Genomic DNA, 23,387 nt, shown 5'->3' with positions numbered 1-23,387 from the left:
CGGGAGCCTCCGGTGCCGTCGGATGTGGCCAGCACCCCAAGGATTCCACCTGCCGCCTTCCGAGCCTGGGCACCGGCTATCGGTCGGCGTTGCGGGTCAGGATGGAGACGGCCTTGACGGTGGCGTAGCCGCTCCACTCCAGTTCGGCGGCGGGCGAGTAGGAGGCGAAGTCGACGCGCCATCCGCCGTCGTCCCGCTGCTCGCCGTCGAGACGCCGCAGCTCGGCGGTGATGACGTCCGGTTTGAAGAGGGATCGGACCGGACGGCCCGGGTAGGGCGCGAAGTCGAGCGGCCGCATCATCTCGTCCTCCAGGCCGCCCTGGACGTGGACGAGGCCGTTGTCCGGGATGTGCTCGCCGAGCAGCGCGATGGCCTCGGTGTCGTCGACGGCGTCGGCCAGCCACAGCGCGAACGCCAGTTCCAGGGCATGCAGCTCGTCCTTCGCGCGGAGGGCGTCGAGGCAGTAGCGGGTGGCGCGGTCGAGCCACGGATGCTCGGCGACCGCCCTGTCATGGACGGCGACGCGCTGCGCCGTGGCCGCGACCACCGCGGTGATCTGCAGTGAGGACGCCCCCGGATCGGCGCCCGCCCAGAACGGCGCGCACCCGGCGGGGTCGGGGACGTGCAGCCCGAACGGCAGGCCGCCGTCCGGCAGCGTCACCGACGCCAGCCAGTCGCACAGCGCCACCGCCTCGGGCGCCGTCACCGGGGCGAGCTCCTCGAAGACCTCGAACGCGTGCAGCGCGGGGCCCGGCTGGCTCGTCCGCGACCGCAGGTCGGGCTCCAGGCCGTGGCCATAGCCGCCGTCGGGGTTCCGGTAGGCGTTGAGCGCGGCGAGCAGCGCCTCCCGGTCCCCCTCGCCGGTCAGCAGCTCGAAGCGGCGGCGGTCCAGTGGACGCGCGTACATGGCCATGAACTCGGATGCCTTGGTCAGGTTCATGTGTCCAGCGTGACCGCCGCCCGCGCAGCCGTCTTGTAGGTTTCGGCCAACACCCGGTAAGGACCGGCTAACCCGCCTGCAGCGACAGCCCCAGCGTCCGGAACTGCTCGACCGGACGGTGGTAGCCGCGCTCGATGTGGTGGACGCCGCGCAGCGTGGACGGCCCCTCGGCGACGGCCGCCGCCAGGACCGCCGAGAACCCGGCCCGGATGTCGGGCATGGTCACGTCCCCGCCGCGGAGCTTCGACACTCCGCGCACCACGGCCGAGTGCACCGCCGCCGTGTCGTGATACCGGCAGGCGGGGCCGCCCAGGCACGTGTCGTAGACCTCTATCTCCGCGCCCATGCTCTGCAGCGCCGGGACGTAGGCGAGCCGGTTCTCGTAGACGGTCTCGTGCAGCACCGACATGCCGTCCGCCTGGGTGAACAGCACCATCAGCGGGGTCTGCCAGTCCGTCGCGAACCCCGGGTGCGTGTCGGTCTGCACCGCGGCCGGGTGCAGGCCGTCCGGCGCGGACGCCATGATCCACTCGTCGGTGATCTCGAACTTCGCGCCCATCCCGGTCAGCGTCGTGATGGCGGTGACGAGCCGGTCCTGCGGGCAGCCGTGCACCCGTACCTCTCCCCCGGTCACCAGGCCCGCGACCAGGTAGGAGAACGCCTCGATCCGGTCACCGCCCAGCCGCGTCTGCGCGCCGCTCAGCCGCTCGACGCCCTCGACCACGATGCGCCGGTCGGGCGCGAACGAGATCCGCGCCCCCATCCGCTGCAGGAACAGCGCCAGCTCGATGATCTCCGGCTCCGTCGCCGCGTTCCGGATGACGGTCTTCCCCTCGGCCCGCACGGCCGCCAGCAGCACCGTCTCCGTCGCGCCGACGCTCGGATACGGCAGGTCGACGCGCGTCCCCACGAGCCGCGTGGCGTGGGCGTGGATCCCGTCCGCCGCGTGCGACACCTCGGCGCCGAACGCCCGCAGCGCCTCCACATGGAAGTCGACCGGCCGCCGCCCGATCGGGTCGCCCCCGACCAGCGGGACGAACGCCTCACCCGCCTGATGCAGCAACGGTCCCAGCATGAGGATCGGGATGCGGTTCAGCCCGGTGAACGCCTTGCCGACGCTCGGGTCCGACACCGGCCCCGGGACGACGGTCACCTCGCCGCCGGAGCGTTCCACGGTCATCCCGACGTGCTCCAGCATGCCCGCGGTGATCCCGACCTCGCCGACGTCGGGGGCGTTGCCGATGGTGCTCGGCCCGTCCCCCAGCATCGCCGCGACCATGTGCTTGCTGACCGCGTTCTTCGCCCCCCGCACGGTGACGTCCCCGCGAAGCGGCCCCGACGGCTCAATACGCCACAGCTTCTCAGTCATCCGAGAAGACTACGGGGTCGGCGGTGACCGCCCATCGAATTCACCGCATCCCCGGCGCGACCCGCTCGTTACGACACGGTCAGGGGCGGTCGGCCAGGAGGTTCGCCGCGAAGCCGATGAACGCGACGCCGCTGACCTGCTCCAGGCGCCGCCGGAACGACGGCCGCCTGAGCCGCTCCCCGAGCGCCGCCGCCGCACCCGACACGATCCAGTACCAGACGGCCAGTTCGACCACGTCGATCGCGGTGAACAGGACCGTCGTGCCGAACACCGGCGCCCCGTGCGGCATGAACTGCGGGACGAGGCTCATGTAGAAGACGCCGGCCTTGGGGTTCAGCAGGTTGGTCCCGACTCCGGCGCGGAACGCGGCCGCCCGCCCTGCGACGACGACGGGCTCAGGCCGGACGTCCTCACCGGTCTTCTTCCGGGCCCGCCACAGCGCCGTCGCCCCCAGCCACACCAGGTAGGCGGCACCGCAGACGCGCACCACGTCATACGCCAGATGCGAGGCGGTCAACAGCGCGGTGAGCCCGACCGCCGTGGCGAGCCCCCAGACGGCGCACCCGGTCAGAATGCCGAGCGCCGCCGCCAGCCCGCACCGCCGCCCCTGCGCGACGGACGTCCTGAGCACGAGGAAGGTGTCCAGCCCCGGCACCACATTGATGATCAGCGCTGCGGCGGCGAAGGCGATCACGGCAGTCATCATGATCGAATAATACCGACGCTCCTTACGGGCCGCCTCGCCCGGACATGATGACCCGAGCACATGGAAGAGTGCTGTGCATGGACGTTGACGCGGCGGTGTTCGATGTGTTCGGAACGTTGACCGACTGGCGTTCAAGCGTCACCGGGGAACTGGCGGAGATCGGCGGACGGGCCGGTCTGCACGCCGACTGGCCCGCCGTGACCGACGCCTGGCGGCGCCGCTACCGTCCGACGCTCCGCAGGGTCGTCGCCGGCGAACTGCCGTGGCGGCCCTTGGACGATCTGCACCGCCTCATGCTCGACCGGGTACTGGCCGAACACGGACTCGACGCCCTCACCGCCGCCCACCGGGGCGATCTCGTCCAGGCCTGGCACCGTCTCCGCCCATGGCCGGACGCGCCCGAAGGCCTGGAACGACTGCACCGGAGCCCCGTCCTCACCGCCACGTTGTCCAACGGCGGCGTGGGCCTGCTCACCCGCCTCGCCAAACACGCCGGTCTCCGCTTCGACTGCATCCTGTCCGCGGAGCTGGCCAAGTCCTACAAGCCCGACCCGCGCGTCTACCGCATGGCCGCCGAACTCCTCGACGTCGAGCCGCGACGCCTCCTCATGGTGGCGTGCCACCCTGAGGATCTCGAAGCGGCGGCAGCGGCGGGCCTCCGCACCGCCTTCATCCCCCGCCTCGAATGGGGCCCGGATGCGGAGCCCGGCCCGCCGCCCTCCGACCCCGACCTCGTCGCCACCGACCTCATCGACCTGGCCCGCGCCCTGACGGACTCGCCCTGACCTACGCCCGACTGCTCCGCCGCTAAGGTTCACGCATGTGGAGAGAGGTCGCGGCCGAGGCATTCCCAGACGTCGAGTTCAGGCCGCCCGTCGACACCGCGGCGGTCACCGCCGCCGAGCAACGTCTGGGCTGCCCGCTCCCCTCCCAGCTCACCGGTCTCCTCCAAGAGACCGACGGCGTGATCGGGCACTACGGCGTGGACACGGTCTGGTCGCTGGAGCAGATCGTCGAGCAGAATCTTCATTTCTGGACGGACGACTCGCTCGCCGGCCTCTACATGCCTTTCGACGCGCTGCTCTTCTTCGGCGACAACGGCGGCGGCGACCGGTTCGCCTTCGTCCGGACGCCGCCGCGCGCGGACGTCTTCGTCTGGGAACACGAAACGGACAGCCGCCGCTGGGCGGCCGGAGACCTGGGCGACTACCTCGGCCGCTCCCTCTCAAGCGACGAGGACGACTGGTACCAATGACACACCCGGGCGGAACCCGGGCCCATGCATGTGAAAGCGAAGGAATCGGCGCGGACGCCGATGATGATCAGTAACGTGCCGGGATGAGCGAAGTGAGTCCACGACACGTGCTGTGCGTCCTCAGCTCCGAGCTGGGTCTCCCGGAGATGGAACGGATCGCCGCCGGCTTCGGCGGTTTCGTGCTCGACCGCGAGTACTCCGAGGAAGAACCCGACCCGAGGATGCCGGACGCTTTCGAAGCCAGCCTGGCCGCGGCCTCCTTCGACGAGGCGGACTGGGCCGCCGTCGAGTCCCACGACACCGTCGGCTACCTGCTGTCCGCGCCGATGATGCGGGAGCTTGCGGCCGACACGTCACGGCGGCTGCTCGCGGCGACCGCCGCTCTGCTGGGCTCCGGCGCGTCCGCGGTGAAGAACGAGAGCAGCGGGATCACGCACGGCCGGGACCGCTGGCTGGCGCTGGCCGACCTGGCGGCCGGCGCCGAGAACGAGGACCTGGCCGATGCGCTCGTCTCCGCCTGGGTGAAGCGGCCGATCTACGACGGCCAGGTCCTCTACAGCTGCGGCATGCACCTCCTCGGCGCGCCCGAGGTGGAGATCGAGGCCGAGAGGGAGGACCTGACCGACGACGATCTGCCCGATCTCGTCATGCATCTCGACGCGCTGGCGATCTACCTGCTGACCGATCCCCGCGCGGAGGAGATCGAAGACGGCGCGGGCTTCCGGATGACCGAGGACGCCCCCCGCTGGGTGCTGCGCACCGGCACGTGCGACCGCTACGACGAGGACGACCTTTTCTTCAACCCATACGGATACGTCCGCCTGACCCGCACCGGCTGAAGCGGAGCGACGCTCACAGGATGCCGCGCGCGGCGAACGCCTCCCGGGTGGCCTGCGCCGCCTGCGCGCCATAGAGACGCTGAGCGGCGGCGACGGTGGCGTTGGCGGCAGCCTTGAACGAGGTGTCCGGAGCGAACGCGAACTGGGCCTCGACGATCAGGGTCCCCGCCTTGGTGTCGCCGAGCGCCTGCCGGATGTCCCACAGGGCCCGCGACCAGATCTCGCCGTCGGCGTGGACCTCGCCCACCATGTCCTCGGGGTAGTGCTTGGTCCCGTCCAGCCTCCGCAGGCAGTGCGTCGGACCGGACGTGTAGGACACCGAGTCCCAGTCGGCGACGCACGGTTCCGGGGTCTTGGATGGTGTACCGGTAGCCCAGCTGGTGACCGCCACAGCCAGGTAGTCGCCGAACGCCTCGCCGATCGCACCCGACTCCAGGTTCGTGCCGAACCCGGTGACCTGGCCGTCCTGCACGGAGTGACCGTACTCATGGACGATCACCTCGGCGTCCTCGGCGTCGTCCACGCCGCCCTTGCCGAGCGTGATGTTCGCCTTGTCGCCCCGGAAGAACGAGTTGTCGCCCCCGTACTGGTCGATCCGCAGCTCGATCTGCCGCTGGTTCACCGGACGGAGCGCGGACCCGAACCCGAGGTGCTGCAGGTACTTCTGCGCGGTCGTCACCCAGTAGTAGCCCATGACCTGCTCGAACTGGTCGGAGTCGCGGTGATAGGCGGTCAGCGCGCCATCGTCGATTCGGGCCGCCTTGCCTGTTTCGCTCTTGACCCGCACATATCGGCCGGTGAGCGACCCGGAACCGTCGAGGTCGGTGAGGGTGACCTGGCGGTAGGCGGACGCCAGCGCGGCGTAGTCCGCGTCCTTCGCATCGGTGAGGGACTCGTCGCCGAGCTGCTGGACGGGGTTGGGGTAGAAGACGGTCCCGGTCGCGGTCGTCGCGGAATCCGCGGCCGACGCGGGCGGCATCGCCATGACGAGAGGAAACGCGGCCACGGCCACCAGGGCGAAACGTCGTGTGTTACGCATGGGCGGACGGTATGGTCCGGTCTCTTGCGGGAACAGGTCCAATCCGCGCCGCGTCCAAGTCTGGCGGGCATCGCCCGTCCGCGGCACCGAATGCTGGCGAAGTTTGTGCTGGTGTCCGCGCCCATCAGGCAAACGCGACCCACTCCAGCCAGAAGGCCAGCAGTTCCTGATCGCCGAAGATCTCCAACCCCTCGGCCGTACGCCGCCGGTAGACGAGCAGGAGCAGTTCGATGACCGGGCCGCGTCCTTGATCGAGGACGTCAGCAGCTCCGTCCAGGTGACGATCTCGGCACTGAGGCGATCATGATCCATGCCGGGTCGCGTTAGTCCGTCCGGCCTTCGCTCACCGTCCAGGAGTCGGCGAGCTCGCACAGTTCGTCGAGCGCCCTTTCGACGCGTTCCCGGTCGCCGGTGGTGAGGAAGTCGGTCTGCAGGCCGGAGTAGGCGCTGTTGAGGAACGTCGCGTTGACGCGCGCCCGGGCCGGGTCGAGGCCGCGGGCGGTCAGCGCGCCGGCGACGAACTCGGCCCTTTCCGTCAGGAATGCCGGGACCCGGCCACCGAGACGTCCGGCCGCCGCGAGGCCCTCGATCTCCCGCACGAGCCGGGTGTGCGCGATGTTCTCGGGCGCGAGATGGCGGTCCCAGGAGTCGCGGACGATCGCGCCGATCCCCCGCGTGGTGTCGTCCCAGCCCTCGGTCGCGTGGAGTTGCGCGTGCTGGACCTCGTCCAGGCGTTGCAGCAGCGCGGCGAGGAGCGCGTCCTTGTCGGCGAAGTGGTGGGTCAGGACGCGTGTACTCTGCCCGAGCGCCTGGGCGATCGGACGCATCGAGAGGCCGGACATTCCGTGCTCGGCGAGGTGGTCGAGTACCGCGTCGAGGATCTCGGTGCGGCGGTGCGGGTCGCGCGGCCTGGCCACTGACGGGTCTCCTTCGTTCACCGGGCGTCCGGCCCATAAGGTAACGAGTGTTACCTTAACTCAATGCCCCTCTGCCGACGCTCCTCCGGCGGGCTCTGGCTCACCGCCCTTACCCTGACCGCCTTCACCCTCCAGACCGACGACTTCGTGATCGTCGGCGTGCTGCCGTCCATCGCGGACGGCTTGTCGACCGGCGAGGCCGCGGCCGGGCAGCTCGTGACCGTCTTCTCCGTCATCTGCGCCGTGGTCGCGCCCGCGGCGGCCGTGCTCACGGCGTCCTGGCCGCGGCGCCGACTGCTCACCGGCGGGATGCTGGTGTTCTGCGCCGCCAACCTCGCCGTCCCGCTCGCCACGTCCTTCGCAGCACTGATGGCCGCGTTCGCCGGCCGCCGTCCTGCCCGCGGTGTTAGCGGTCACCGCAGCTCTTTCCCCGTCCGGGCGGCAGGGCCGCGACCTGGCCACGGTCATGGCGGGGCTGACGGGCGCCGTCGTCGTCGGCGTCCGGGACGGGCGGGCTCCTGGGCCTCGCCGCCATGGTCTTCCTGCGCGTCGCCGTGCCGGACGTGGCACCGCCGCCCGCGGCTGGGCTGGGTGAACGCCTTCGTCCGCTTGGCCGTCCTGCCGTGATGTGCGTGCTCCTGGCAGCCGTCGCCGCGGTCCTCAGCAACCTGCTGATGCAGACCTATCTGGCGCCGTTCCTGGACGAGGTGGCGGGCGTGACTCCGTCCGGCCTCGGCGGGCTGCTGATCCTCACCGGCATCGCGGGCATCGTGGGAGGGGGTTTCAGCGGCACCTTGGGTGACCGGTTCGGCCCAGCGAGGACGTTCGCGCTGGCCGTCGCCGTCTTCATCTCGGCGATGGCGGGACTGGCGGTGTCCTGGTCGCTGCGTCCTGCGCATCTGGCGTTCGTCGTCCCACTGTTGCTGCTGTGGTCGGCGGCTGCCTGGTCGGTTCCACTTCCCGTCCAGACGCGTGTTCTGGCGCTGGCCGGCCCCGAAAGCGATCCGCAGGCGTTGGCGCTCAGCAGCAGCGCGGTCTATGTCGGAGCCTCACTGGGCGCGGGCCTCGGGGGCTGGCTGCTCGGTGCCGCCGGCTTGGGATCCCTCCCGGTCGCCGCCGCGGGCTGCGCCCTGCTGGCCTTGGCGTTGTTCGGCCTTGCCGAACGCACCGTAGCGACGACCGCCTCGGTGAACGTACGCAAGGGCCTGGGGGATCGCGAGGCGAACGTCTGAGCGTATGTGCGGGGCGGTGGCCGCGCCGGTGCAAGGTGTGTGGGTTGGCACCGGCGCGACCATGATCCCGACAGCTGTCGAGCGGTCCAATTCTGCCTCGCCCCACGTTGCACAATCGTTGCGCCGGCCTCTCGTGTCCATCGGGTCACATGAAGTGTCCATGGCTGACGGACAGGAACCCACCTCACTTTGGGTGTCGGCCCTCACGCCTGTCTGGGTGCTCCGCTGGCCAGGGTGGAGTTCAACATCCTCCCCGAGGCAGCTGAGCCGTCGTAGCCGTGACGCCCGTCTTCATCACGTACCAGCCGACGTCATCTGGTACATCTCCACCACGTCCGTGCCCCTTGGCCCGGCCTCAGGCACGCGAGCGCATGATGGTGGTCGTATTCTGTGGTTCATGATCAATCCCGTCCCTGAGTGGGAACGGCGAATGGCCGACCTGTGGGCGACGTTCGACGACCATGAGCCCGATGACTTCCTCGCGAAGGTCGAGGAACTGACCGCTGAACTTTCGCCGGCGACGCCGTTGGCGAGTACGAACTGGCTTCCGCCCATGACTCGATCGGTAACGAGGCTGCGGCGGCAGGGCACTACCAGCGAGCCTTCGCAGCCGGGCTCCCAGAGTCGCGTCGGAGGCAGGCCACGATTCAGTACGCCAGCACCCTCCGCAATCTCGGCCGGGCCGACGAAAGCGTCGCCCTCCTGACCGCTGAACGGAAGGCCGGCTCCGACGAACTCGACGACGCCGTCACCGCGTTCCTCGCTCTCGCGCTCACCGATGTCGGGCGGGAGCGCGAGGCGGCCGGACTCGCACTCGGAGCGCTGTCACGCCATCTTCCCCGTTACAACCGTTCGCTCTCCAATTACGCGAAAGCATTGCTGGATATCGAGACATAAAGAAAGGGCCCCGCCGTGTCGGCGGGGCCCTATCCATAATAGAGTCCGGCGGTGTCCTACTCTCCCACACAGTCTCCCATGCAGTACCATCGGCGCTGAAGGGCTTAACTTCCGGGTTCGGGATGGGACCGGGTGTTTCCCCCTCGCCAAAACCACCGAACGACCAACCCCCAACACCCCCAGCAGGGGTGCGGGAAGAACTCGTCCGAGCAACCAAGGCTCGATATTATGTTGTGCGGGTTCCCGGTTGTTTCCTGGGAACCACACAGGGACGCGAACATCGTCTCGCAGCGAGATGCTTTGAACGTTCAGTGTGTTCAAGCCACTCGGCCTATTAGTACCGGTCGACTCCACACGTCACCGTGCTTCCATCTCCAGCCTATCAACCCGGTCGTCTACCGGGGGCCTTACACCCCACAAAGGGGGTGGGAGAACTCATCTCGAGGAAGGCTTCCCGCTTAGATGCTTTCAGCGGTTATCCCGACCGAACGTAGCCAACCAGCCGTGCCCCTGGCGGGACAACTGGCACACCAGAGGTTCGTCCGTCCCGGTCCTCTCGTACTAGGGACAGACCCTCTCAATTCTCCTACGCGCACAGCGGATAGGGACCGAACTGTCTCGCGACGTTCTAAACCCAGCTCGCGTGCCGCTTTAATGGGCGAACAGCCCAACCCTTGGGACCTACTCCAGCCCCAGGATGCGACGAGCCGACATCGAGGTGCCAAACCATCCCGTCGATATGGACTCTTGGGGAAGATCAGCCTGTTATCCCCGGGGTACCTTTTAGCCGTTGAGCGACACCACTTCCACACGTAGGTGCCGGATCACTAGGCCCTGCTTTCGCACCTGCTCGACACGTCCGTCTCACAGTCAAGCTCCCTTGTGCCCTTGCACTCGCCACCTGATTGCCAACCAGGCTGAGGGAACCTTTGGGCGCCTCCGTTACTCTTTGGGAGGCAACCGCCCCAGTTAAACTACCCACCAGGCACTGTCCCCCACCCGGATACACGGGTGCGGGTTAGACGCTCAAAACGACCAGAGTGGTATTTCACCAATGACTCCACCCAAACTGGCGTCTGGGCTTCACAGTCTCCCACCTATCCTACACAAGACGCTTCAGGCGCCAATGCCAAGCTGTAGTGAAGGTCCCGGGGTCTTTCCGTCCTGCTGCGCGAAACGAGCATCTTTACTCGTACTGCAATTTCGCCGGGCCTGTGGTTGAGACAGCGGGGAAGTCGTTACGCCATTCGTGCAGGTCGGAACTTACCCGACAAGGAATTTCGCTACCTTAGGATGGTTATAGTTACCACCGCCGTTTACCGGCGCTTAGATTCTCAGCTTCGACACCCGAAAGCGTCTAACCGGTCCTCTTAACGTTCCGGCACCGGGCAGGCGTCAGTCCGTATACAGCGTCTTACGACTTCGCACGGACCTGTGTTTTTAGTAAACAGTCGCTTCCCCCTGGCCTCTGCGACCCCACCCAGCTCCCCGTGCAAGACGGTTCACCAAGCGTGGTCCCCCTTCTCCCAAAGTTACGGGGGCAATTTGCCGAGTTCCTTAACCACAGTTCACCCGATCGCCTTGGTATTCTCTACCTGACCACCTGAGTCGGTTTAGGGTACGGGCCGCCGATACACTCGCTAGAGGCTTTTCTCGACAGCATGGGATCACTCACTTCACCTAAAACGGCTCGGCATCACATCTCACCCTTAAACGGTGCACGGATTTACCTGCACACCGGGCTACATGCTTACCCCAGGACAACCATCGCCTGGGCTGAGCTACCCTCCTGCGTCACCCCATCACTCACCTACTACCCCCTCGGGCCCCACGCTCCCCACACCCAGAGCCCGAAGGCCCCGAGCATAGTTCGGGTGGTTAGCATCAGAGGGTTCAGCGTTGGCGCATACCAGCGGGTACGGGAATATCAACCCGTTGTCCATCGACTACGCCTGTCGGCCTCGCCTTAGGTCCCGACTTACCCTGGGCGGATTAGCCTGCCCCAGGAACCCTTGGTCATCCGGCGCACACGTTTCTCACGTGTGATTCGCTACTCATGCCTGCATTCTCACTCCCACACCCTCCACCCCTGGGTCACCCCGAGGCTTCACCGGACGCAGGACGCTCCCCTACCCATCACACCCAAAAGGATGCAATGCCACGGCTTCGGCGGTGTGCTTGAGCCCCGCTACATTGTCGGCGCGGAATCACTTGACCAGTGAGCTATTACGCACTCTTTCAAGGATGGCTGCTTCTAAGCCAACCTCCTGGTTGTCACAGCAACTCCACATCCTTTCCCACTTAGCACACGCTTAGGGGCCTTAACCGATGATCTGGGCTGTTTCCCTCTCGACTACGAAGCTTATCCCCCGCAGTCTCACTGCCACGCTCTCACTTACCGGCATTCGGAGTTTGGCTGACGTCAGTAACCTTGTAGGGCCCATCAGCCATCCAGTAGCTCTACCTCCGGCAAGAAACACGCAACGCTGCACCTAAATGCATTTCGGGGAGAACCAGCTATCACGGAGTTTGATTGGCCTTTCACCCCTAACCACAGGTCATCCCCCAGGTTTTCAACCCTGGTGGGTTCGGGCCTCCACACCGTCTTACCGGCGCTTCACCCTGCCCATGGCTAGATCACCCCGCTTCGGGTCTACAGCATGCGACTAAAACGCCCTATTCAGACTCGCTTTCGCTACGGCTACCCGCCACCGGTTAACCTCGCCACACACCATAACTCGCAGGCTCATTCTTCAAAAGGCACGCCATCACGAACAAGAGAAACAAGTTCCCCTCGAGGACGCTCTGACGGCTTGTAGGCACACGGTTTCAGGTACTATTTCACGACCCCTCACCGGGGCACTTTTCACCTTTCCCTCACGGTACTAGTCCGCTATCGGTCACCAGGAAGTATTCAGCCTTACCACGTGGTCGTGGCAGATTCACACGGGATTTCACGGGCCCCGTGCTACTCGGGAACACACCCAGAAGCCACTCGAATTTCGTCTACCGGACTCTCACCGTCTACGGTCGGCCATCCCAAGCCGTTCAACTATCCGAGCAGTTTATAACTCCTCGATCCAGCGGCAGCTGGACCCGGATGGTCCCACAACCCCGCACACGCAACGCCTGCCGGCTATCACACGCGCACGGTTTAGGCTCCTCCGCTTTCGCTCACCACTACTCACGGAATCACAATTGTTTTCTCTTCCTGCGGGTACTGAGATGTTTCACTTCCCCGCGTTCCCACCAACCTGCCTATACATTCAGCAGGCGGCGACACCCCATGACGAGTGCCAGGTTTCCCCATTCGGAAATCCCCGGATCAAAGTCTGGTTGCCGACTCCCCGAGGCATATCGCAGGCTCCCACGTCCTTCATCGGCTCCTGATGCCAAGGCATCCACCGTATGCCCTAAAAAACTTGAACACACAAAACGATCAAAACAAATCGCAGACAAACAACAAAACCCCACAAAACCAACCCCCAAAGGGATCAGCCTGCAAGATCTCATCATTCGCCAGAGATGCTCGCGTCCACTGTGCAGTTCTCAAAAAACAACCGGGCCCACCAAAACCACACCCCGATGAAGGAATGTGGTCCTGGTCCCGCGATCCAGAGGCACCCGGGCGAAGCCCGTTCCCTCAGGACCCAACAGCGTGTCCAACCCTCTACCCGCCCGAGGCCGCCGTTCCCACTCCCCACAGACCCGAGGGTCCTTGAGGCGGTACTTGCCGGCTCACACAGGCAGTGAGCTGAGTAGCCAGTGCTCCACATCTATGAGCAGCCACCTGACGAACATGCGCCGTCACTGGCGGCCACCGACCTGAGCCTTCCCGGAAGGGAAGCAGCTCGGGCCAGTTGGTGCTCCTTAGAAAGGAGGTGATCCAGCCGCACCTTCCGGTACGGCTACCTTGTTACGACTTCGTCCCAATCGCCGGCCCCACCTTCGACCGCTCCCCCCACACAAGGTGGTTGGGCCACGGGCTTCGGGTGTTGCCGACTTTCGTGACGTGACGGGCGGTGTGTACAAGGCCCGGGAACGTATTCACCGCAGCGTTGCTGATCTGCGATTACTAGCGACTCCGACTTCACGAAGTCGAGTTGCAGACTTCGATCCGAACTGAGACCGGCTTTAAGGGATTCGCTCCACCTCACGGTATCGCAGCCCTCTGTACCGGCCATTGTAGCATGTTTGCAGCCCAAGACATAAGGGGCATGATGACTTGACGTCATCCCCACCTTCCTCCGAGTTGACCCCGGCGGTCTCCCATGAGTCCCCACCATAACGTGCTGGCAACATGGAACGAGGGTTGCGCTCGTTGCGGGACTTAACCCAACATCTCACGACACGAGCTGACGACAGCCATGCACCACCTGTCACCGGCCCAAAAAGGACCCACCATCTCTGATGGTTTTCCGGCAATGTCAAGCCTTGGTAAGGTTCTTCGCGTTGCGTCGAATTAAGCAACATGCTCCGCCGCTTGTGCGGGCCCCCGTCAATTCCTTTGAGTTTTAGCCTTGCGGCCGTACTCCCCAGGCGGGGCGCTTAATGCGTTAGCTACGGCGCGGAATCCGTGGAAGAACCCCACACCTAGCGCCCAACGTTTACGGCGTGGACTACCAGGGTATCTAATCCTGTTCGCTCCCCACGCTTTCGCTCCTCAGCGTCAGTACAGGCCCAGAGAACCGCCTTCGCCACCGGTGTTCCTCCCGATATCTGCGCATTTCACCGCTACACCGGGAATTCCATTCTCCCCTACCTGCCTCTAGTCTGCCCGTATCCACCGCAGACCCACGGTTAAGCCGTGGGCTTTCACGACAGACGCGACAAACCGCCTACGAGCTCTTTACGCCCAATAATTCCGGACAACGCTTGCGCCCTACGTATTACCGCGGCTGCTGGCACGTAGTTAGCCGGCGCTTCTTCTGCAGGTACCGTCACGTTAGCTTCGTCCCTGCTGAAAGAGGTTTACAACCCGAAGGCCGTCATCCCTCACGCGGCGTCGCTGCGTCAGGCTTCCGCCCATTGCGCAATATTCCCCACTGCTGCCTCCCGTAGGAGTCTGGGCCGTGTCTCAGTCCCAGTGTGACCGGTCGCCCTCTCAGGCCGGTTACCCGTCGTCGCCTTGGTAGGCCATCACCCCACCAACAAGCTGATAGGCCGCGAGCCCAACCCTGACCGAAAAACTTTCCACCACCCACCATGCGGAGAATGGTCATATCCGGTATTAGACCCGGTTTCCCAGGCTTATCCCAAAGTCAGGGGCAGGTTGCTCACGTGTTACTCACCCGTTCGCCGCTCGAGTACCCCCGAAGGGGCCTTTCCGCTCGACTTGCATGTGTTAAGCACGCCGCCAGCGTTCGTCCTGAGCCAGGATCAAACTCTCCATCAAGGTCCAACGACCAACCAGGGGGCGAACCCCAGCCGACCAAACCTCAGGAAACAATCCCAGCACCACGATCCCCCTCACACGAGAAGGACCGCATTGCCTCAAAGAAATCCCCGACCATCCAAAGACGGCCACGGGGCGACCCGGCCAACAAACAGACCGGGCCGATAAAGGCACTGGCTTTTAACACGCTGTTGAGTTCTCAAGAAACGGACACCCACCGCGCCGAACCCCGCTCCCGCAGGCCCCGGCTCCGGGGCAACCCTTCTAACTTACCCGATACCCGCCGTCTGTCAAGCCGATCAACCAAGATCTTTTCGACGAGCCGGAGAGAGTCCAGGCCCCCACACGACGACACACCCCCAGGCCGAAAACCTGGAGAGATCATCTCGTGGGAAGTGCCCTGCGGGCCGGCCACCTCTCGGCGTCCTGCATCCCGTCCTGGGCTGGTCGGACCATCCTACAGCAGTCCGAGCGAGGCTCGAGCCATTTTCGGAGATCCAGCCCCGGGGCCGGCCGCCTCATGGCGTCCCGCGCCCCTTGGAGCAGGAGAGACATTAAGGCGACCCGCGGAGACCGTCAAATCGGAGCGCTACAGCCAATTGCCACCCTTGTCGCTCAAGAACCCCAAAGACCACTCTGACCTCGCTTTTCACGCACTATGTGTGCCGGGTCACAGTGGGGTACGGTGCCCAGACCGCTCAACCGCCCGACATGCAGCGGTGGCTCCCGGCACGACCGTTGACCGAGGTCAGGAGGATCCTCGTGAATGTGCCCGTGGCCGCCCGCTCTCCGGCAGCGCGGCTGGTGGTCGCCGCGACGATGGGGCCCACGATCCATGACGTGCACGCCTGGCGGTTCAAGGTCGTGCAGGGCCTGATCGAGCTGCACGCCGACCCGGTCAGATTCCGGCCCATGCATGATCCCTCGGGACGAGGGCTGCATCTCAGCAGCGGCGCCGCACTGGTGAATCTCCGTCTGGCCGCTGCGCAGCTCGGCCACGAGGCCGTGGTGCGGCTGCTTCCGGACCCCGGACGGCCGGCAGTCCTCGCCTCAGTGCGGCTCGCCGGGCGTCATCGGGTGACCCAAGAAGAGCGGCTGCTCTACGCCGCGACCCTCCGTCCCTTCCTCGGCGACCGTCCCAGAACGGGTGCCTGCCCTCGCCCTGCCCTGATCGACGAGCTGAGCGGCGTGGCGCGGCTTGAGGGGACGGTGCTCCATCCGCTTCCCTCGCGCGCGGACTCGACAGCGCAGCGGGCAGTGCTCACGACCCGCGGAGACTCCCCTGCCGAGTGGCTTCGTGCGGGCCAGGCGCTCCAGCGCCTCCTGCTGAGCGCCAAGACTCGCTCGCTCTCAGCATCGTTCCTGTACGAGACGGTCAACGTGCCCAACATAAAGGACGTCACGGCTCCAGGGGAGGTGCCACAAGTGCTCCTGGAGATCACGCAGAACGTGAACGTGCGCCTACTCAAGCCGCCGGTAGGTCGACAGGACAAAGGACAGAGGCGTCGACAACGGGTCCGATAGCCGCTCCAGGCGTTCTCGCAGCCGGTCAGCCGGGACGTGGTGCGCGCTCGGCCCCATGCCTACAAGCGTTGCGACCTCGTCGTGCGTCAGGGCGGCCTCGGCTTCGAGCTCCTGACGTGAATCCAGCTTGAAGTAGCCGGCGAGCGCGGTGTCCATGCGCTCGGTCTTGCGCTTGTCGATCGACAGCAGCCCCAGCGACTCCACAAGCGCGCCGAGATGCCGCGGCGACGGCGTCACCGTGAACAGGAGCCCGTCCTCGCGGAGGACCCTGTGGAACTCCGCCGCGTTACGGGGAGCGAAGACGTTCACCACCGTGTCGGCGGCGCCGTCGCGGATCGGCAGCGGACGCCACAGGTCGGCCACAACGGCACCGCAGCGTGGATGCGCCCTTGCGGCACGGCGGGCGGCGTGTTTGGAGATGTCGAGGGCGAGGCCGATCGTGTCCGGTGACCGGTCGAGTATCCGGCTCAGGTAGTGCCCGGTTCCGGCACCCGCGTCGAGGACGAGTCCGGATCCCGCCTGGGAGACGTTCCAGGCGAGCCGATCGGCGGGGGCCGTGAAGTGTCCGGCCCTGAGGAACTCGTCTCGCGCGCGCACCATCTCCGGCGTGTCCGCGGTTCCAGGGCGGGCGTTGCCCGGCAGGAGGTTCGCGTATCCCTGGCGCGCGATGTCGAAGGTGTGCCCGCCCGGGCAGAGCAGCCTGTGGCCGGCCAGTTCGAGATCGGCTCCGCACACGGGGCACACCAGGAAGGGGACGACATCGGCGAGCATCCGTCCATCATCGACCATGCCGGCCATGGAAGGGGCGGCACAGTCCGCTTCTTTGCCGTCGCGCCGCCCGCACGCCGCCCGCTCGCCCGGCGGGCGCCTCGTCGGCGCAACCTGGCAGGCCGTGCGCTCAGGACTCGGCGCGCCGCCGGACGTCCGCCATGTCCAGGCCGCGGACCTGCTCGATCACGTTCTCCAGCACCGGCTCGGGCACCGCGCCCGGCTCGGCGAAGACGATCATTCCGTCGCGGATCGCCATCAGGGTGGGAATGGACCTGATCCCGAACCGTTCCGACAGCTCCGGCTCGGCGTCGGTGTCGACCTTGCCGAAGACGATGTCGTCGTGCGTGCCCGCCGACTTCTCGAACACGGGCGCGAACCTCTTGCACGGGCCGCACCACTCCGCCCAGAAGTCGACCAGCACGATGCCGTCGCCCTGAGCCACCTCGTCGAAGTTCTCAGCGGTCAGTGTGACCGTCGCCATGTCGGTTTCTCCTCATTCGGGGTATCAGGTCGTAGAGCGGCTTACAGCCTCGCAGTATTCCCCACCCGGGAATCACAGAGCGGTAATTAGCGTTGTCCCCTTAGGGAGATCGCACCGGAGAAGGGTCAGGATGGCTGCAACCCGTACCAAGGGCGACAGGGTCGACGTCCCCGACAAGGATCTTGTCGGAGCGTACCTCGACCGGATCGGCCGCACCCCCCTGCTCGACGCGCAGGAGGAGGTCGATCTGGCCAAGGCGATCGAAGGGGGCCTGTACGCCGAGCAGCTTCTCGAGGAGGGGAGGGTGCCCGACGGCGCCTCCCGCGAGGAGCTGGAGGAACTGGCCGCGGCGGGGCTGCGTGCGAAGCAGCGCTTCGTCGAGGCCAACCTGCGGCTGGTGGTCTCGATCGCCCGGAAATACCCGACCGACTCGTTGCCCCTCATCGACCTCATCCAGGAGGGGAACCTGGGGCTGATGCGGGCGGTGGAGAAGTTCGACTACCGCCGCGGTTTCAAGTTCTCCACGTACGCGACATGGTGGATCAGGCAGGCGATCGGCCGTGGGCTCAGTCACACCGCCCGCACCATCCGGCTGCCGGTCCACGTCGAGGAGGAGCTCTCGCGGCTGCGCCGCGCGGAGCGCCAGCTGGGCCGCGAGCTCGGCAGGGAGCCGACCCGCGAGGAGCTCGCCGGGCACCTGGGCGCCGATGCCGAGCACGTTGACGAGCTGCTGCGCTGGCGTCGCGACCCGGCGAGCCTGGACGCGACCGTCGACGACGCCGGCGAGACGCCGATGGGCGACCTGCTGGAGGATCCGGACGCGGTCACCCCGGAGACGGAGATCCTCGCGCTGGACGACATCGAGGGCCTCGGACGGCTGCTGGAACGGCTTCCGGAACGCGAGTCCGCGATCCTGCGGGCCCGGTTCGGGATGGACAACGGCCAGCCGCTCTCGTACGCGCAGATCGGCGCCCGGTACGGCCTTAGCCACAACCGGGTGCGGCAGATCACCGACCGTTCGCTGCGGCGGCTGCGGCAGCTGGCGAGCGAGACGGACCTGAGCGGCCGCCGGACGCTGGCCGGCGGTCCGGTCGGCGGCCAGGGCCCCGCCCGCGAGCCCGCCACCGCCGGCAGCCGGGCGGCCTGACGACCGCCGGCCCCGCCTCCCCCGCCCCGTGATCATCGGCCGGGCGGCCCCCGCACCGGGGCCGCCCGGCCGGCGTTTCCGGGCGGCCGGGCAGGTCACGGCGCCCTCGCTCACACGCCGTCCGGCCGGCTGCCGCCGGGCTGGGCGTCACCGCGGGGCGGGCGGTGCCATAGCCTTTTCAGCGTGAGTACATCCGCCGTCACCGGGGACCTCGACGCCTGGCGCGCCCTCCCCGCACTCCAGCAGCCCGATTGGGATGATCCGGACGAGGTCCGGGCCGTCGCCGCCGAACTGGCGGCCCAGCCGCCGCTCGTCTTCGCCGGCGAGTGCGACCAGCTGAAGGCACAGCTCGCGGACGTCGCGCGCGGTCAGGCGTTCGTCCTGCAGGGCGGCGACTGCGCCGAGACGTTCGACGGGTCGAACGCCGACGCGGTGAAGAACAAGCTCAAGACGCTGCTGCAGATGGCGGTCGTGCTCACCTACGCCGCGAGCGTCCCGGTCGTGAAGATCGGCCGGATGGCCGGCCAGTTCGCCAAGCCCCGCTCCAAGCCCGCGGAGGTCCGCGGCGGCGTGGAGCTGCCCGCGTACCGGGGCGACGCGGTGAACGGGTTCGACTTCGACGCGGCGTCCCGGCGCAACGACCCGCACCGCCTGCTGAAGGCGTACCACTGCTCGGCGGTGACGCTGAACCTGTGCCGGGCGTTCACCAAGGGCGGCTACGCCGACCTGCGGCAGGTGCACGCCTGGAACCAGGACTTCGTGGCGCAGAGCCCGGCGGGCCGCCGCTACGAGCAGCTCGCCGGTGAGATCGACCGCGCGCTGACGTTCATGAAGGCGTGCGGGGCGAACCCCGACGAGTTCCACGGGGTGGAGTTCTACTCCAGCCACGAGGCGCTGCTGCTGGAGTACGAGCGGGCCCTGACCCGCATCGACCACCTCAGCGGCCTGCCGTACGACGTGTCCGCGCACTTCCTGTGGATCGGTGAGCGGACCCGGCAGCTGGACGGCGCCCACGTGGAGTTCCTGCGGCACATCCGCAACCCGATCGGGGTGAAACTCGGCCCGACGACGTCCGCGGACGACGCTCTGGCGCTGATGGAGCGGCTGAACCCCGACCACGAGCCGGGTCGGCTCACCTTCATCACCCGGATGGGCGCCGACCGGATCCGCGACGCGCTGCCCCCGCTGATCGAGAAGGTGCACCAGAGCGGCGCGCCCGTCGCGTGGATCTGCGACCCTATGCACGGGAACACGTTCGAGGCCCCCAGCGGGCACAAGACGCGCCGCCTGGACGACGTGCTGGACGAGGTGGCCGGGTTCTTCGAGGTCCACCGGGCTCTCGGCACGCACCCGGGCGGCATCCACATCGAGTTCACCGGCGACGACGTCACCGAATGCGTCGGCGGCGGGCACGGCCTCACCGAGACCGACCTGCACGAGCGGTACGAGACGGCCTGCGACCCGCGCCTCAACCGCGGTCAGTCCCTGGACTTGGCCTTCATGGTCGCGGAGCTGTACCGCAAATCCGCCTGATCATCCCCAGCAGGCCCGGACGGCCGTCGGCCGTCCGGGCCTGTCGCATGTGTGACACGGCACAGGCGCGCCGGGGGACCGGGCCATGATCGCGTCAGCGCTCACGGGAGGTCTTACGGGACGGCACGTTCCAGGCGGGACGATCCGTCAGATGTCGACCTCGGCCCAGACGACCTTGCCGCCGGTCACCGGGTCGGCGCCCCAGGAGTTGGCGAAGCGGTCAACGATGAACAGGCCGCGGTGGGACTCGTCCAGGGGGCCGGGAACGGTCAGCCGGGGCAGCTGGGCCGCGCGGTCGCGGACCTCGACGCGGACCCGGCCGGTGCCGCGCAGCAGGCGCAGTTCCAGAGCCGTCCCGGCGTGCCGGACGGCGTTGGCGACGAGCTCCGCCACGATCGCGGTGACGAGTTCCTCGCGGTCCATGAGCGCCCAGGTGCGCATGGTCCGGGCGGCGAGCCGCCTCGCGTACTCGACCGCCTCGGTCTGCGGCGCCGCGCGCAGTGTGGTCTCGGTCATCGGGTCGGTCACTCCGCCCGCTCGCCGTTCCGCATCGTCGTCCCCTCACCGTCCATCGGCCGACGCCTCCTCCGCCTGGTCCTCGATGAGGAACCGGTCGAGCCCGGTGGTGCGCAGCACGTTCTCGACCCGGCCGTAGGCACCGGTGACGGTGAGCGTGGCGTTCTGCGCGCGTGCGTGCTTGTACGCCCTGACGAGAACGTTGAGCCCGGAGGAGTCACAGAAATCGACCGCCGCGAGGTCGACGACGACCGCCCTCTCGCCCGCGTCCACGAGCTCGGTCAGCCGAGTGCGCAGCTCTTCGGAGGAGTGCAGGTCGATGGAGCCGCGCGCGGCGATCGTCGCGCGGCCGTCCTGTCGTGTCGTGTGCAAGGCAAGCCCCACGCCACCCCACCTTACCGATTGTTGGTCTCCATCATGACGCCCGCAGAACGATGAGGGCAACGTCGTCGTTCGAGGGTTCAGGGCCGAAATCGCGCACCGCGCGCTGGATGCGGGCCGCGACCGCGCCCGCGCTCAGCCCGGTGCAGCCGGCGAGCAGCCGTTCCAGGCCGTGCCCGTCGCCGAGCAGCCGGTTGCCGGCGCGCCTTTCGGTCACGCCGTCGGTCACGCAGAGCAGGACCTCCCCGCGGCGCAGGTCGACGGCGTCGGTGTGGAACTCCACGCCGTCGAAGACGCCCAGCAGCGGCTGCGGCGAGGCGGCCTCGCGGACGCCGCCGTCCGGGTCGAGGATCAGCGGCGGCGGGTGCCCGGCGCTCGTCAGCCTGATCGTCACGCCGTCGGAGCGTCGCCGGGCCGCGATCTCTCCGTGCAGCAGGGTGAGCAGCCGCCCGCGCTCACCCTCGCCGAGGATGAGCCGGTTGAGGCGGGTGAGGACGGCCGGGACGGACATGTCCTCGGCGGCGAGGATGCGCAGCGCGTGCCGGGCGAGGCCGGTGACGGCGGCGGCCTCCGGGCCGGTGCCGCACACGTCGCCGATGGCGAACCGCCAGCGGGACGCCAATGCGGGGCTGCCCGGCCGCAGGCCGCTCTCGAAGACGTCGTAGAAGTCACCGCCGACCTCGCTGCCCTCCCCGGCGGGCTCGTACACCACCGCGACCTCCAGGCCGGGGATCTCGGGGATGCCGGGCGGCAGGAGGCTGCGCTGCAGCGCGCTGCTCATGGCGGTCTGGGCGGAGAAGAGGCGGGCGTTGTCGACGGCGAGGGCGGCGCGGCGGCTGAGCTCCTCGGCCAGCTCGATCGCGCTGCGGGGGAAGCGGTCGCCGGACGGGCGGCCGATGGCGATGGTGCCGATGCGCCGGCCGCGGGCGATCAGCGGGAACGCGTAGACCTGGTCGCCGGAGGTGTCGCCGGCCGCGACGCGGAACTCCGCGGGAGCGGCGGCGAACCCGTTCCAGGGCCCGGGAACGTCGGTCGGAGGGGCGGCGCCCGCGTGTTCGAGCAGCTCGCGGAGGCCGTCGGCGCGGTTCTCGTCGGCGTGCCAGACGTACGCGAGCCGGTCGGGCTCGGCCTCGGTCACGGTGTAGACGGCGCACCAGGTCGCCAGCCGGGGCACGACGAGCTGGGCGACCAGCGCCATCGTGCGTTCCTGGTCGAGGGTGCCCGCGAGGAGGTCGCTGGCCTCGGCCACGAAGCTGAGCCAGCCCCGCCAGGACCGTTCCAACTCCCCCACCCTGGCCTTCTCCAGGGAGAGCGACATCTCGTCGGCGAGCCGGCCGAGCCGGACGCCGTCGGCCTCTCCGAAGCGGCCGGAGGCTGACGAGACGGCCACGATGAGACCGGTCAGCCGGCCCTGGGACTCCAGCGGCGCGGCGGCCAGCGACCGCGCCCGCAGCGCGGCCGCGGTGGGATCGGAGGCGTCGGCGGCCACCCAGGCCGAGCCGGCGCGGGCGGCGGGGGCGAGGGAGCCGACCGACAGCTCGCCGAGCGGCATCTCGGCGGCGGTCCCGGCGGACGACCCCATGATCAGGCGCCCGTCGCGCTCGGTCAGCAGGACGGCGGCGCCCTCGGCGCCGAGGACCTCCCGGACGGCGGCGACGCCGTCCTCCATGGCCTCTACGGCCGCCGGGGAGCGCAGTAGCCGGTCGCCGGCGACAGGGATCTCGCCGGCCCCGCCGGCGAACCTGCCCTGGACGGCGGCACCGGCGCCCTCGCGCGCCGGCTCGGCGCCGTCGCGGGGGCCGCGGTCGCGGACCGGGTGGTCGCCCCGCGCGGAACCGTTGCCGGCGATCTCGGCGGTGCGGGCGGCCTCGGCGGTCTCGGCGGTCTCGGCGGCCACGGTGTCCGGCGAAGCCGCGCCTTCCGCCGCGCCCGGACCGGGTAGCCGGAACCAGACGCCTTTGGAGCGCCGGTCGTAGGAGACCCCCCAGGACGCGGCGAGCCGGGAGATCGACGGCAGTCCGCGCCCGCTGGAGGCGGTGACGCCCGGCATCTCGATGCCCCGGGTGGGATGGCGGTCGCGGACCTCGATCTCGACGGCCCCGTCATGCAGGCGGCAGGCGACCTCGAAGGAGGTCCCGGCGTAGGCGATGGCGTTGGTGGCGAGCTCGCTGGTCGCCAGGACGGCGTCGTCCGCCACCTCGTCCATGCCCCAGTCGGCCAGCACCTTCCGGACGAACCGGCGCGCGTCCGCCACCGCAGGGGCGGTGGACGGGAAGGTGGCCGACGCCGTCTGGCGATCCAACTGTCGTCCCTCGTTCGAAACGTTTTCTACCGGGTCTGGCTATCGTGACAGACTGGTCGGCCGCCCGGCCACGAGAGCCGTGAACCGGTCCGTAACCTGCGTCCGGCCTCGGTGTTCGCGACCCCCCGCCACGACACGACAGA

General features: G+C 68.0%; 19 protein-coding genes and 3 rRNA genes. 9 read left to right on the top strand and 13 right to left on the bottom strand.

All coding sequences use genetic code 11. The features are described 5' to 3' along the window. Positions 1 to 76: 76 nt before the first annotated feature. The 3 genes from ACQPXG_RS19385 to ACQPXG_RS19375 all read right to left on the bottom strand — a co-directional run bounded on the left by ACQPXG_RS19385 (position 77) and on the right by ACQPXG_RS19375 (position 3,015). Complete coding sequence (locus tag ACQPXG_RS19385; RefSeq protein WP_433469098.1) at positions 77 to 940, bottom strand: hypothetical protein; 864 nt, start codon at positions 938 to 940, stop codon at positions 77 to 79. Positions 941 to 1,007: 67 nt separating this feature from the next. Further along, positions 1,008 to 2,309, bottom strand: a complete 1,302-nt coding sequence (gene murA / locus ACQPXG_RS19380) for a UDP-N-acetylglucosamine 1-carboxyvinyltransferase (protein WP_433469097.1) — start codon at positions 2,307 to 2,309, stop codon at positions 1,008 to 1,010. 79 nt (positions 2,310 to 2,388) lie between these two features. After that, the gene (locus ACQPXG_RS19375; RefSeq protein ID WP_433469096.1) at positions 2,389 to 3,015 is read right to left on the bottom strand and encodes a LysE family translocator; all 627 of its coding nucleotides are present in this window, start codon (positions 3,013 to 3,015) and stop codon (positions 2,389 to 2,391) included. Positions 3,016 to 3,092: 77 nt separating this feature from the next. Here ACQPXG_RS19375 and ACQPXG_RS19370 point away from each other — a divergent pair, with 77 nt between their 5' ends. The 3 genes from ACQPXG_RS19370 (at position 3,093) to ACQPXG_RS19360 (ending at position 5,109) form a co-directional block, all read left to right on the top strand. Continuing rightward, entirely contained in the window at positions 3,093 to 3,800 is a 708-nt protein-coding gene (locus ACQPXG_RS19370; protein WP_433469095.1) for a haloacid dehalogenase type II, read from the top strand. A gap of 35 nt (positions 3,801 to 3,835) precedes the next feature. Next, the gene (locus ACQPXG_RS19365; RefSeq protein WP_433469094.1) at positions 3,836 to 4,270 is read left to right on the top strand and encodes an SMI1/KNR4 family protein; all 435 of its coding nucleotides are present in this window, start codon (positions 3,836 to 3,838) and stop codon (positions 4,268 to 4,270) included. An 83-nt stretch (positions 4,271 to 4,353) separates the two neighbouring features. Then, a complete protein-coding gene (locus tag ACQPXG_RS19360; protein WP_433469093.1) occupies positions 4,354 to 5,109 on the top strand; it encodes a hypothetical protein in 756 nt (251 codons plus the stop codon). 13 nt (positions 5,110 to 5,122) lie between these two features. On the opposite strand, the gene ACQPXG_RS19355 is transcribed toward ACQPXG_RS19360, so the two are convergent. Next, the gene (locus ACQPXG_RS19355; protein ID WP_433469092.1) at positions 5,123 to 6,148 is read right to left on the bottom strand and encodes a M4 family metallopeptidase; all 1,026 of its coding nucleotides are present in this window, start codon (positions 6,146 to 6,148) and stop codon (positions 5,123 to 5,125) included. A gap of 323 nt (positions 6,149 to 6,471) precedes the next feature. Beyond that, entirely contained in the window at positions 6,472 to 7,065 is a 594-nt protein-coding gene (locus ACQPXG_RS19350) for a TetR/AcrR family transcriptional regulator (RefSeq protein WP_433469091.1), read from the bottom strand. A gap of 63 nt (positions 7,066 to 7,128) precedes the next feature. On the opposite strand from ACQPXG_RS19350, the gene ACQPXG_RS19345 reads away from it, so the two are divergent. The 3 genes from ACQPXG_RS19345 to ACQPXG_RS19335 all read left to right on the top strand — a co-directional run bounded on the left by ACQPXG_RS19345 (position 7,129) and on the right by ACQPXG_RS19335 (position 9,194). Next, positions 7,129 to 7,692: an MFS transporter gene (locus ACQPXG_RS19345; protein WP_433469090.1), complete on the top strand. Its 564-nt coding sequence runs from the start codon at positions 7,129 to 7,131 to the stop codon at positions 7,690 to 7,692. Beyond that, positions 7,599 to 8,297, top strand: coding sequence for a hypothetical protein (locus ACQPXG_RS19340; protein ID WP_433469089.1), 699 nt, complete (start codon positions 7,599 to 7,601; stop codon positions 8,295 to 8,297). Before ACQPXG_RS19345 ends, ACQPXG_RS19340 begins: the two co-directional genes overlap by 94 nt. Positions 8,298 to 8,837: 540 nt before the next feature. Continuing rightward, positions 8,838 to 9,194, top strand: coding sequence for a tetratricopeptide repeat protein (locus ACQPXG_RS19335; RefSeq protein WP_433469998.1), 357 nt, complete (start codon positions 8,838 to 8,840; stop codon positions 9,192 to 9,194). A 43-nt stretch (positions 9,195 to 9,237) separates the two neighbouring features. Here ACQPXG_RS19335 and rrf read toward each other — a convergent pair. The 3 genes from rrf to ACQPXG_RS19320 all read right to left on the bottom strand — a co-directional run bounded on the left by rrf (position 9,238) and on the right by ACQPXG_RS19320 (position 14,589). Further along, positions 9,238 to 9,354: ribosomal RNA gene (rrf, locus tag ACQPXG_RS19330) — 5S ribosomal RNA — on the bottom strand. A gap of 153 nt (positions 9,355 to 9,507) precedes the next feature. Further along, positions 9,508 to 12,622, bottom strand: a 23S ribosomal RNA gene (locus ACQPXG_RS19325). Positions 12,623 to 13,068: 446 nt separating this feature from the next. Further along, positions 13,069 to 14,589, bottom strand: a 16S ribosomal RNA gene (locus ACQPXG_RS19320). The 16S, 23S and 5S rRNA genes sit together here, the layout of an rRNA operon. 762 nt (positions 14,590 to 15,351) lie before the next feature. Here ACQPXG_RS19320 and ACQPXG_RS19315 point away from each other — a divergent pair. After that, on the top strand, positions 15,352 to 16,113 hold the full coding sequence (locus ACQPXG_RS19315; protein ID WP_433469088.1) for a hypothetical protein: 762 nt from the start codon (positions 15,352 to 15,354) through the stop codon (positions 16,111 to 16,113). Here ACQPXG_RS19315 and ACQPXG_RS19310 read toward each other — a convergent pair. Then, on the bottom strand, positions 16,051 to 16,902 hold the full coding sequence (locus ACQPXG_RS19310) for a putative RNA methyltransferase (protein ID WP_433469087.1): 852 nt from the start codon (positions 16,900 to 16,902) through the stop codon (positions 16,051 to 16,053). The genes ACQPXG_RS19315 and ACQPXG_RS19310 overlap by 63 nt on opposite strands. Before the next feature lie 109 nt (positions 16,903 to 17,011). After that, positions 17,012 to 17,365, bottom strand: coding sequence for a thioredoxin (gene trxA, locus ACQPXG_RS19305; protein ID WP_433469086.1), 354 nt, complete (start codon positions 17,363 to 17,365; stop codon positions 17,012 to 17,014). Positions 17,366 to 17,495: 130 nt separating this feature from the next. On the opposite strand from trxA, the gene ACQPXG_RS19300 reads away from it, so the two are divergent. After that, a complete protein-coding gene (locus tag ACQPXG_RS19300; RefSeq protein ID WP_433469085.1) occupies positions 17,496 to 18,512 on the top strand; it encodes a sigma-70 family RNA polymerase sigma factor in 1,017 nt (338 codons plus the stop codon). Positions 18,513 to 18,695: 183 nt separating this feature from the next. After that, entirely contained in the window at positions 18,696 to 20,045 is a 1,350-nt protein-coding gene (locus ACQPXG_RS19295) for a class II 3-deoxy-7-phosphoheptulonate synthase (RefSeq protein WP_433469084.1), read from the top strand. Positions 20,046 to 20,192: 147 nt separating this feature from the next. On the opposite strand, the gene ACQPXG_RS19290 is transcribed toward ACQPXG_RS19295, so the two are convergent. The 3 genes from ACQPXG_RS19290 to ACQPXG_RS19280 are packed head-to-tail and all read right to left on the bottom strand — an operon-like array spanning position 20,193 to position 23,244. Continuing rightward, a complete protein-coding gene (locus ACQPXG_RS19290) occupies positions 20,193 to 20,561 on the bottom strand; it encodes an ATP-binding protein (RefSeq protein WP_240808293.1) in 369 nt (122 codons plus the stop codon). Between the two features lie 45 nt (positions 20,562 to 20,606). Then, a complete protein-coding gene (locus tag ACQPXG_RS19285; RefSeq protein ID WP_433469083.1) occupies positions 20,607 to 20,933 on the bottom strand; it encodes an STAS domain-containing protein in 327 nt (108 codons plus the stop codon). A 43-nt stretch (positions 20,934 to 20,976) separates the two neighbouring features. Continuing rightward, on the bottom strand, positions 20,977 to 23,244 hold the full coding sequence (locus tag ACQPXG_RS19280; protein ID WP_433469082.1) for a SpoIIE family protein phosphatase: 2,268 nt from the start codon (positions 23,242 to 23,244) through the stop codon (positions 20,977 to 20,979). Positions 23,245 to 23,387 lie beyond the last annotated feature (143 nt).

Origin of the sequence: Spirillospora sp. CA-128828, assembly GCF_050945415.1 — a bacterium.
Classification (GTDB): domain Bacteria; phylum Actinomycetota; class Actinomycetes; order Streptosporangiales; family Streptosporangiaceae; genus Spirillospora.
Note: the sequence above shows the minus strand (reverse complement) of the source record. Positions and strands in the feature narration are given on the sequence as shown.

What these genes read in the sequence shown, in the direction of transcription:
- ACQPXG_RS19385 (WP_433469098.1), bottom strand. Translation starts at nt 940, where the DNA reads ATGAACCTGACCAAGGCATCCGAGTTCATGGCCATGTACGCGCGTCCA.
- murA (WP_433469097.1), bottom strand. Translation starts at nt 2,309, where the DNA reads ATGACTGAGAAGCTGTGGCGTATTGAGCCGTCGGGGCCGCTTCGCGGG.
- ACQPXG_RS19375 (WP_433469096.1), bottom strand. Translation starts at nt 3,015, where the DNA reads ATGATGACTGCCGTGATCGCCTTCGCCGCCGCAGCGCTGATCATCAAT.
- ACQPXG_RS19370 (WP_433469095.1), top strand. Translation starts at nt 3,093, where the DNA reads ATGGACGTTGACGCGGCGGTGTTCGATGTGTTCGGAACGTTGACCGAC.
- ACQPXG_RS19365 (WP_433469094.1), top strand. Translation starts at nt 3,836, where the DNA reads ATGTGGAGAGAGGTCGCGGCCGAGGCATTCCCAGACGTCGAGTTCAGG.
- ACQPXG_RS19360 (WP_433469093.1), top strand. Translation starts at nt 4,354, where the DNA reads ATGAGCGAAGTGAGTCCACGACACGTGCTGTGCGTCCTCAGCTCCGAG.
- ACQPXG_RS19355 (WP_433469092.1), bottom strand. Translation starts at nt 6,148, where the DNA reads ATGCGTAACACACGACGTTTCGCCCTGGTGGCCGTGGCCGCGTTTCCT.
- ACQPXG_RS19345 (WP_433469090.1), top strand. Translation starts at nt 7,129, where the DNA reads ATGCCCCTCTGCCGACGCTCCTCCGGCGGGCTCTGGCTCACCGCCCTT.
- ACQPXG_RS19340 (WP_433469089.1), top strand. Translation starts at nt 7,599, where the DNA reads ATGGTCTTCCTGCGCGTCGCCGTGCCGGACGTGGCACCGCCGCCCGCG.
- ACQPXG_RS19310 (WP_433469087.1), bottom strand. Translation starts at nt 16,902, where the DNA reads ATGGTCGATGATGGACGGATGCTCGCCGATGTCGTCCCCTTCCTGGTG.
- trxA (WP_433469086.1), bottom strand. Translation starts at nt 17,365, where the DNA reads ATGGCGACGGTCACACTGACCGCTGAGAACTTCGACGAGGTGGCTCAG.
- ACQPXG_RS19300 (WP_433469085.1), top strand. Translation starts at nt 17,496, where the DNA reads ATGGCTGCAACCCGTACCAAGGGCGACAGGGTCGACGTCCCCGACAAG.
- ACQPXG_RS19290 (WP_240808293.1), bottom strand. Translation starts at nt 20,561, where the DNA reads ATGACCGAGACCACACTGCGCGCGGCGCCGCAGACCGAGGCGGTCGAG.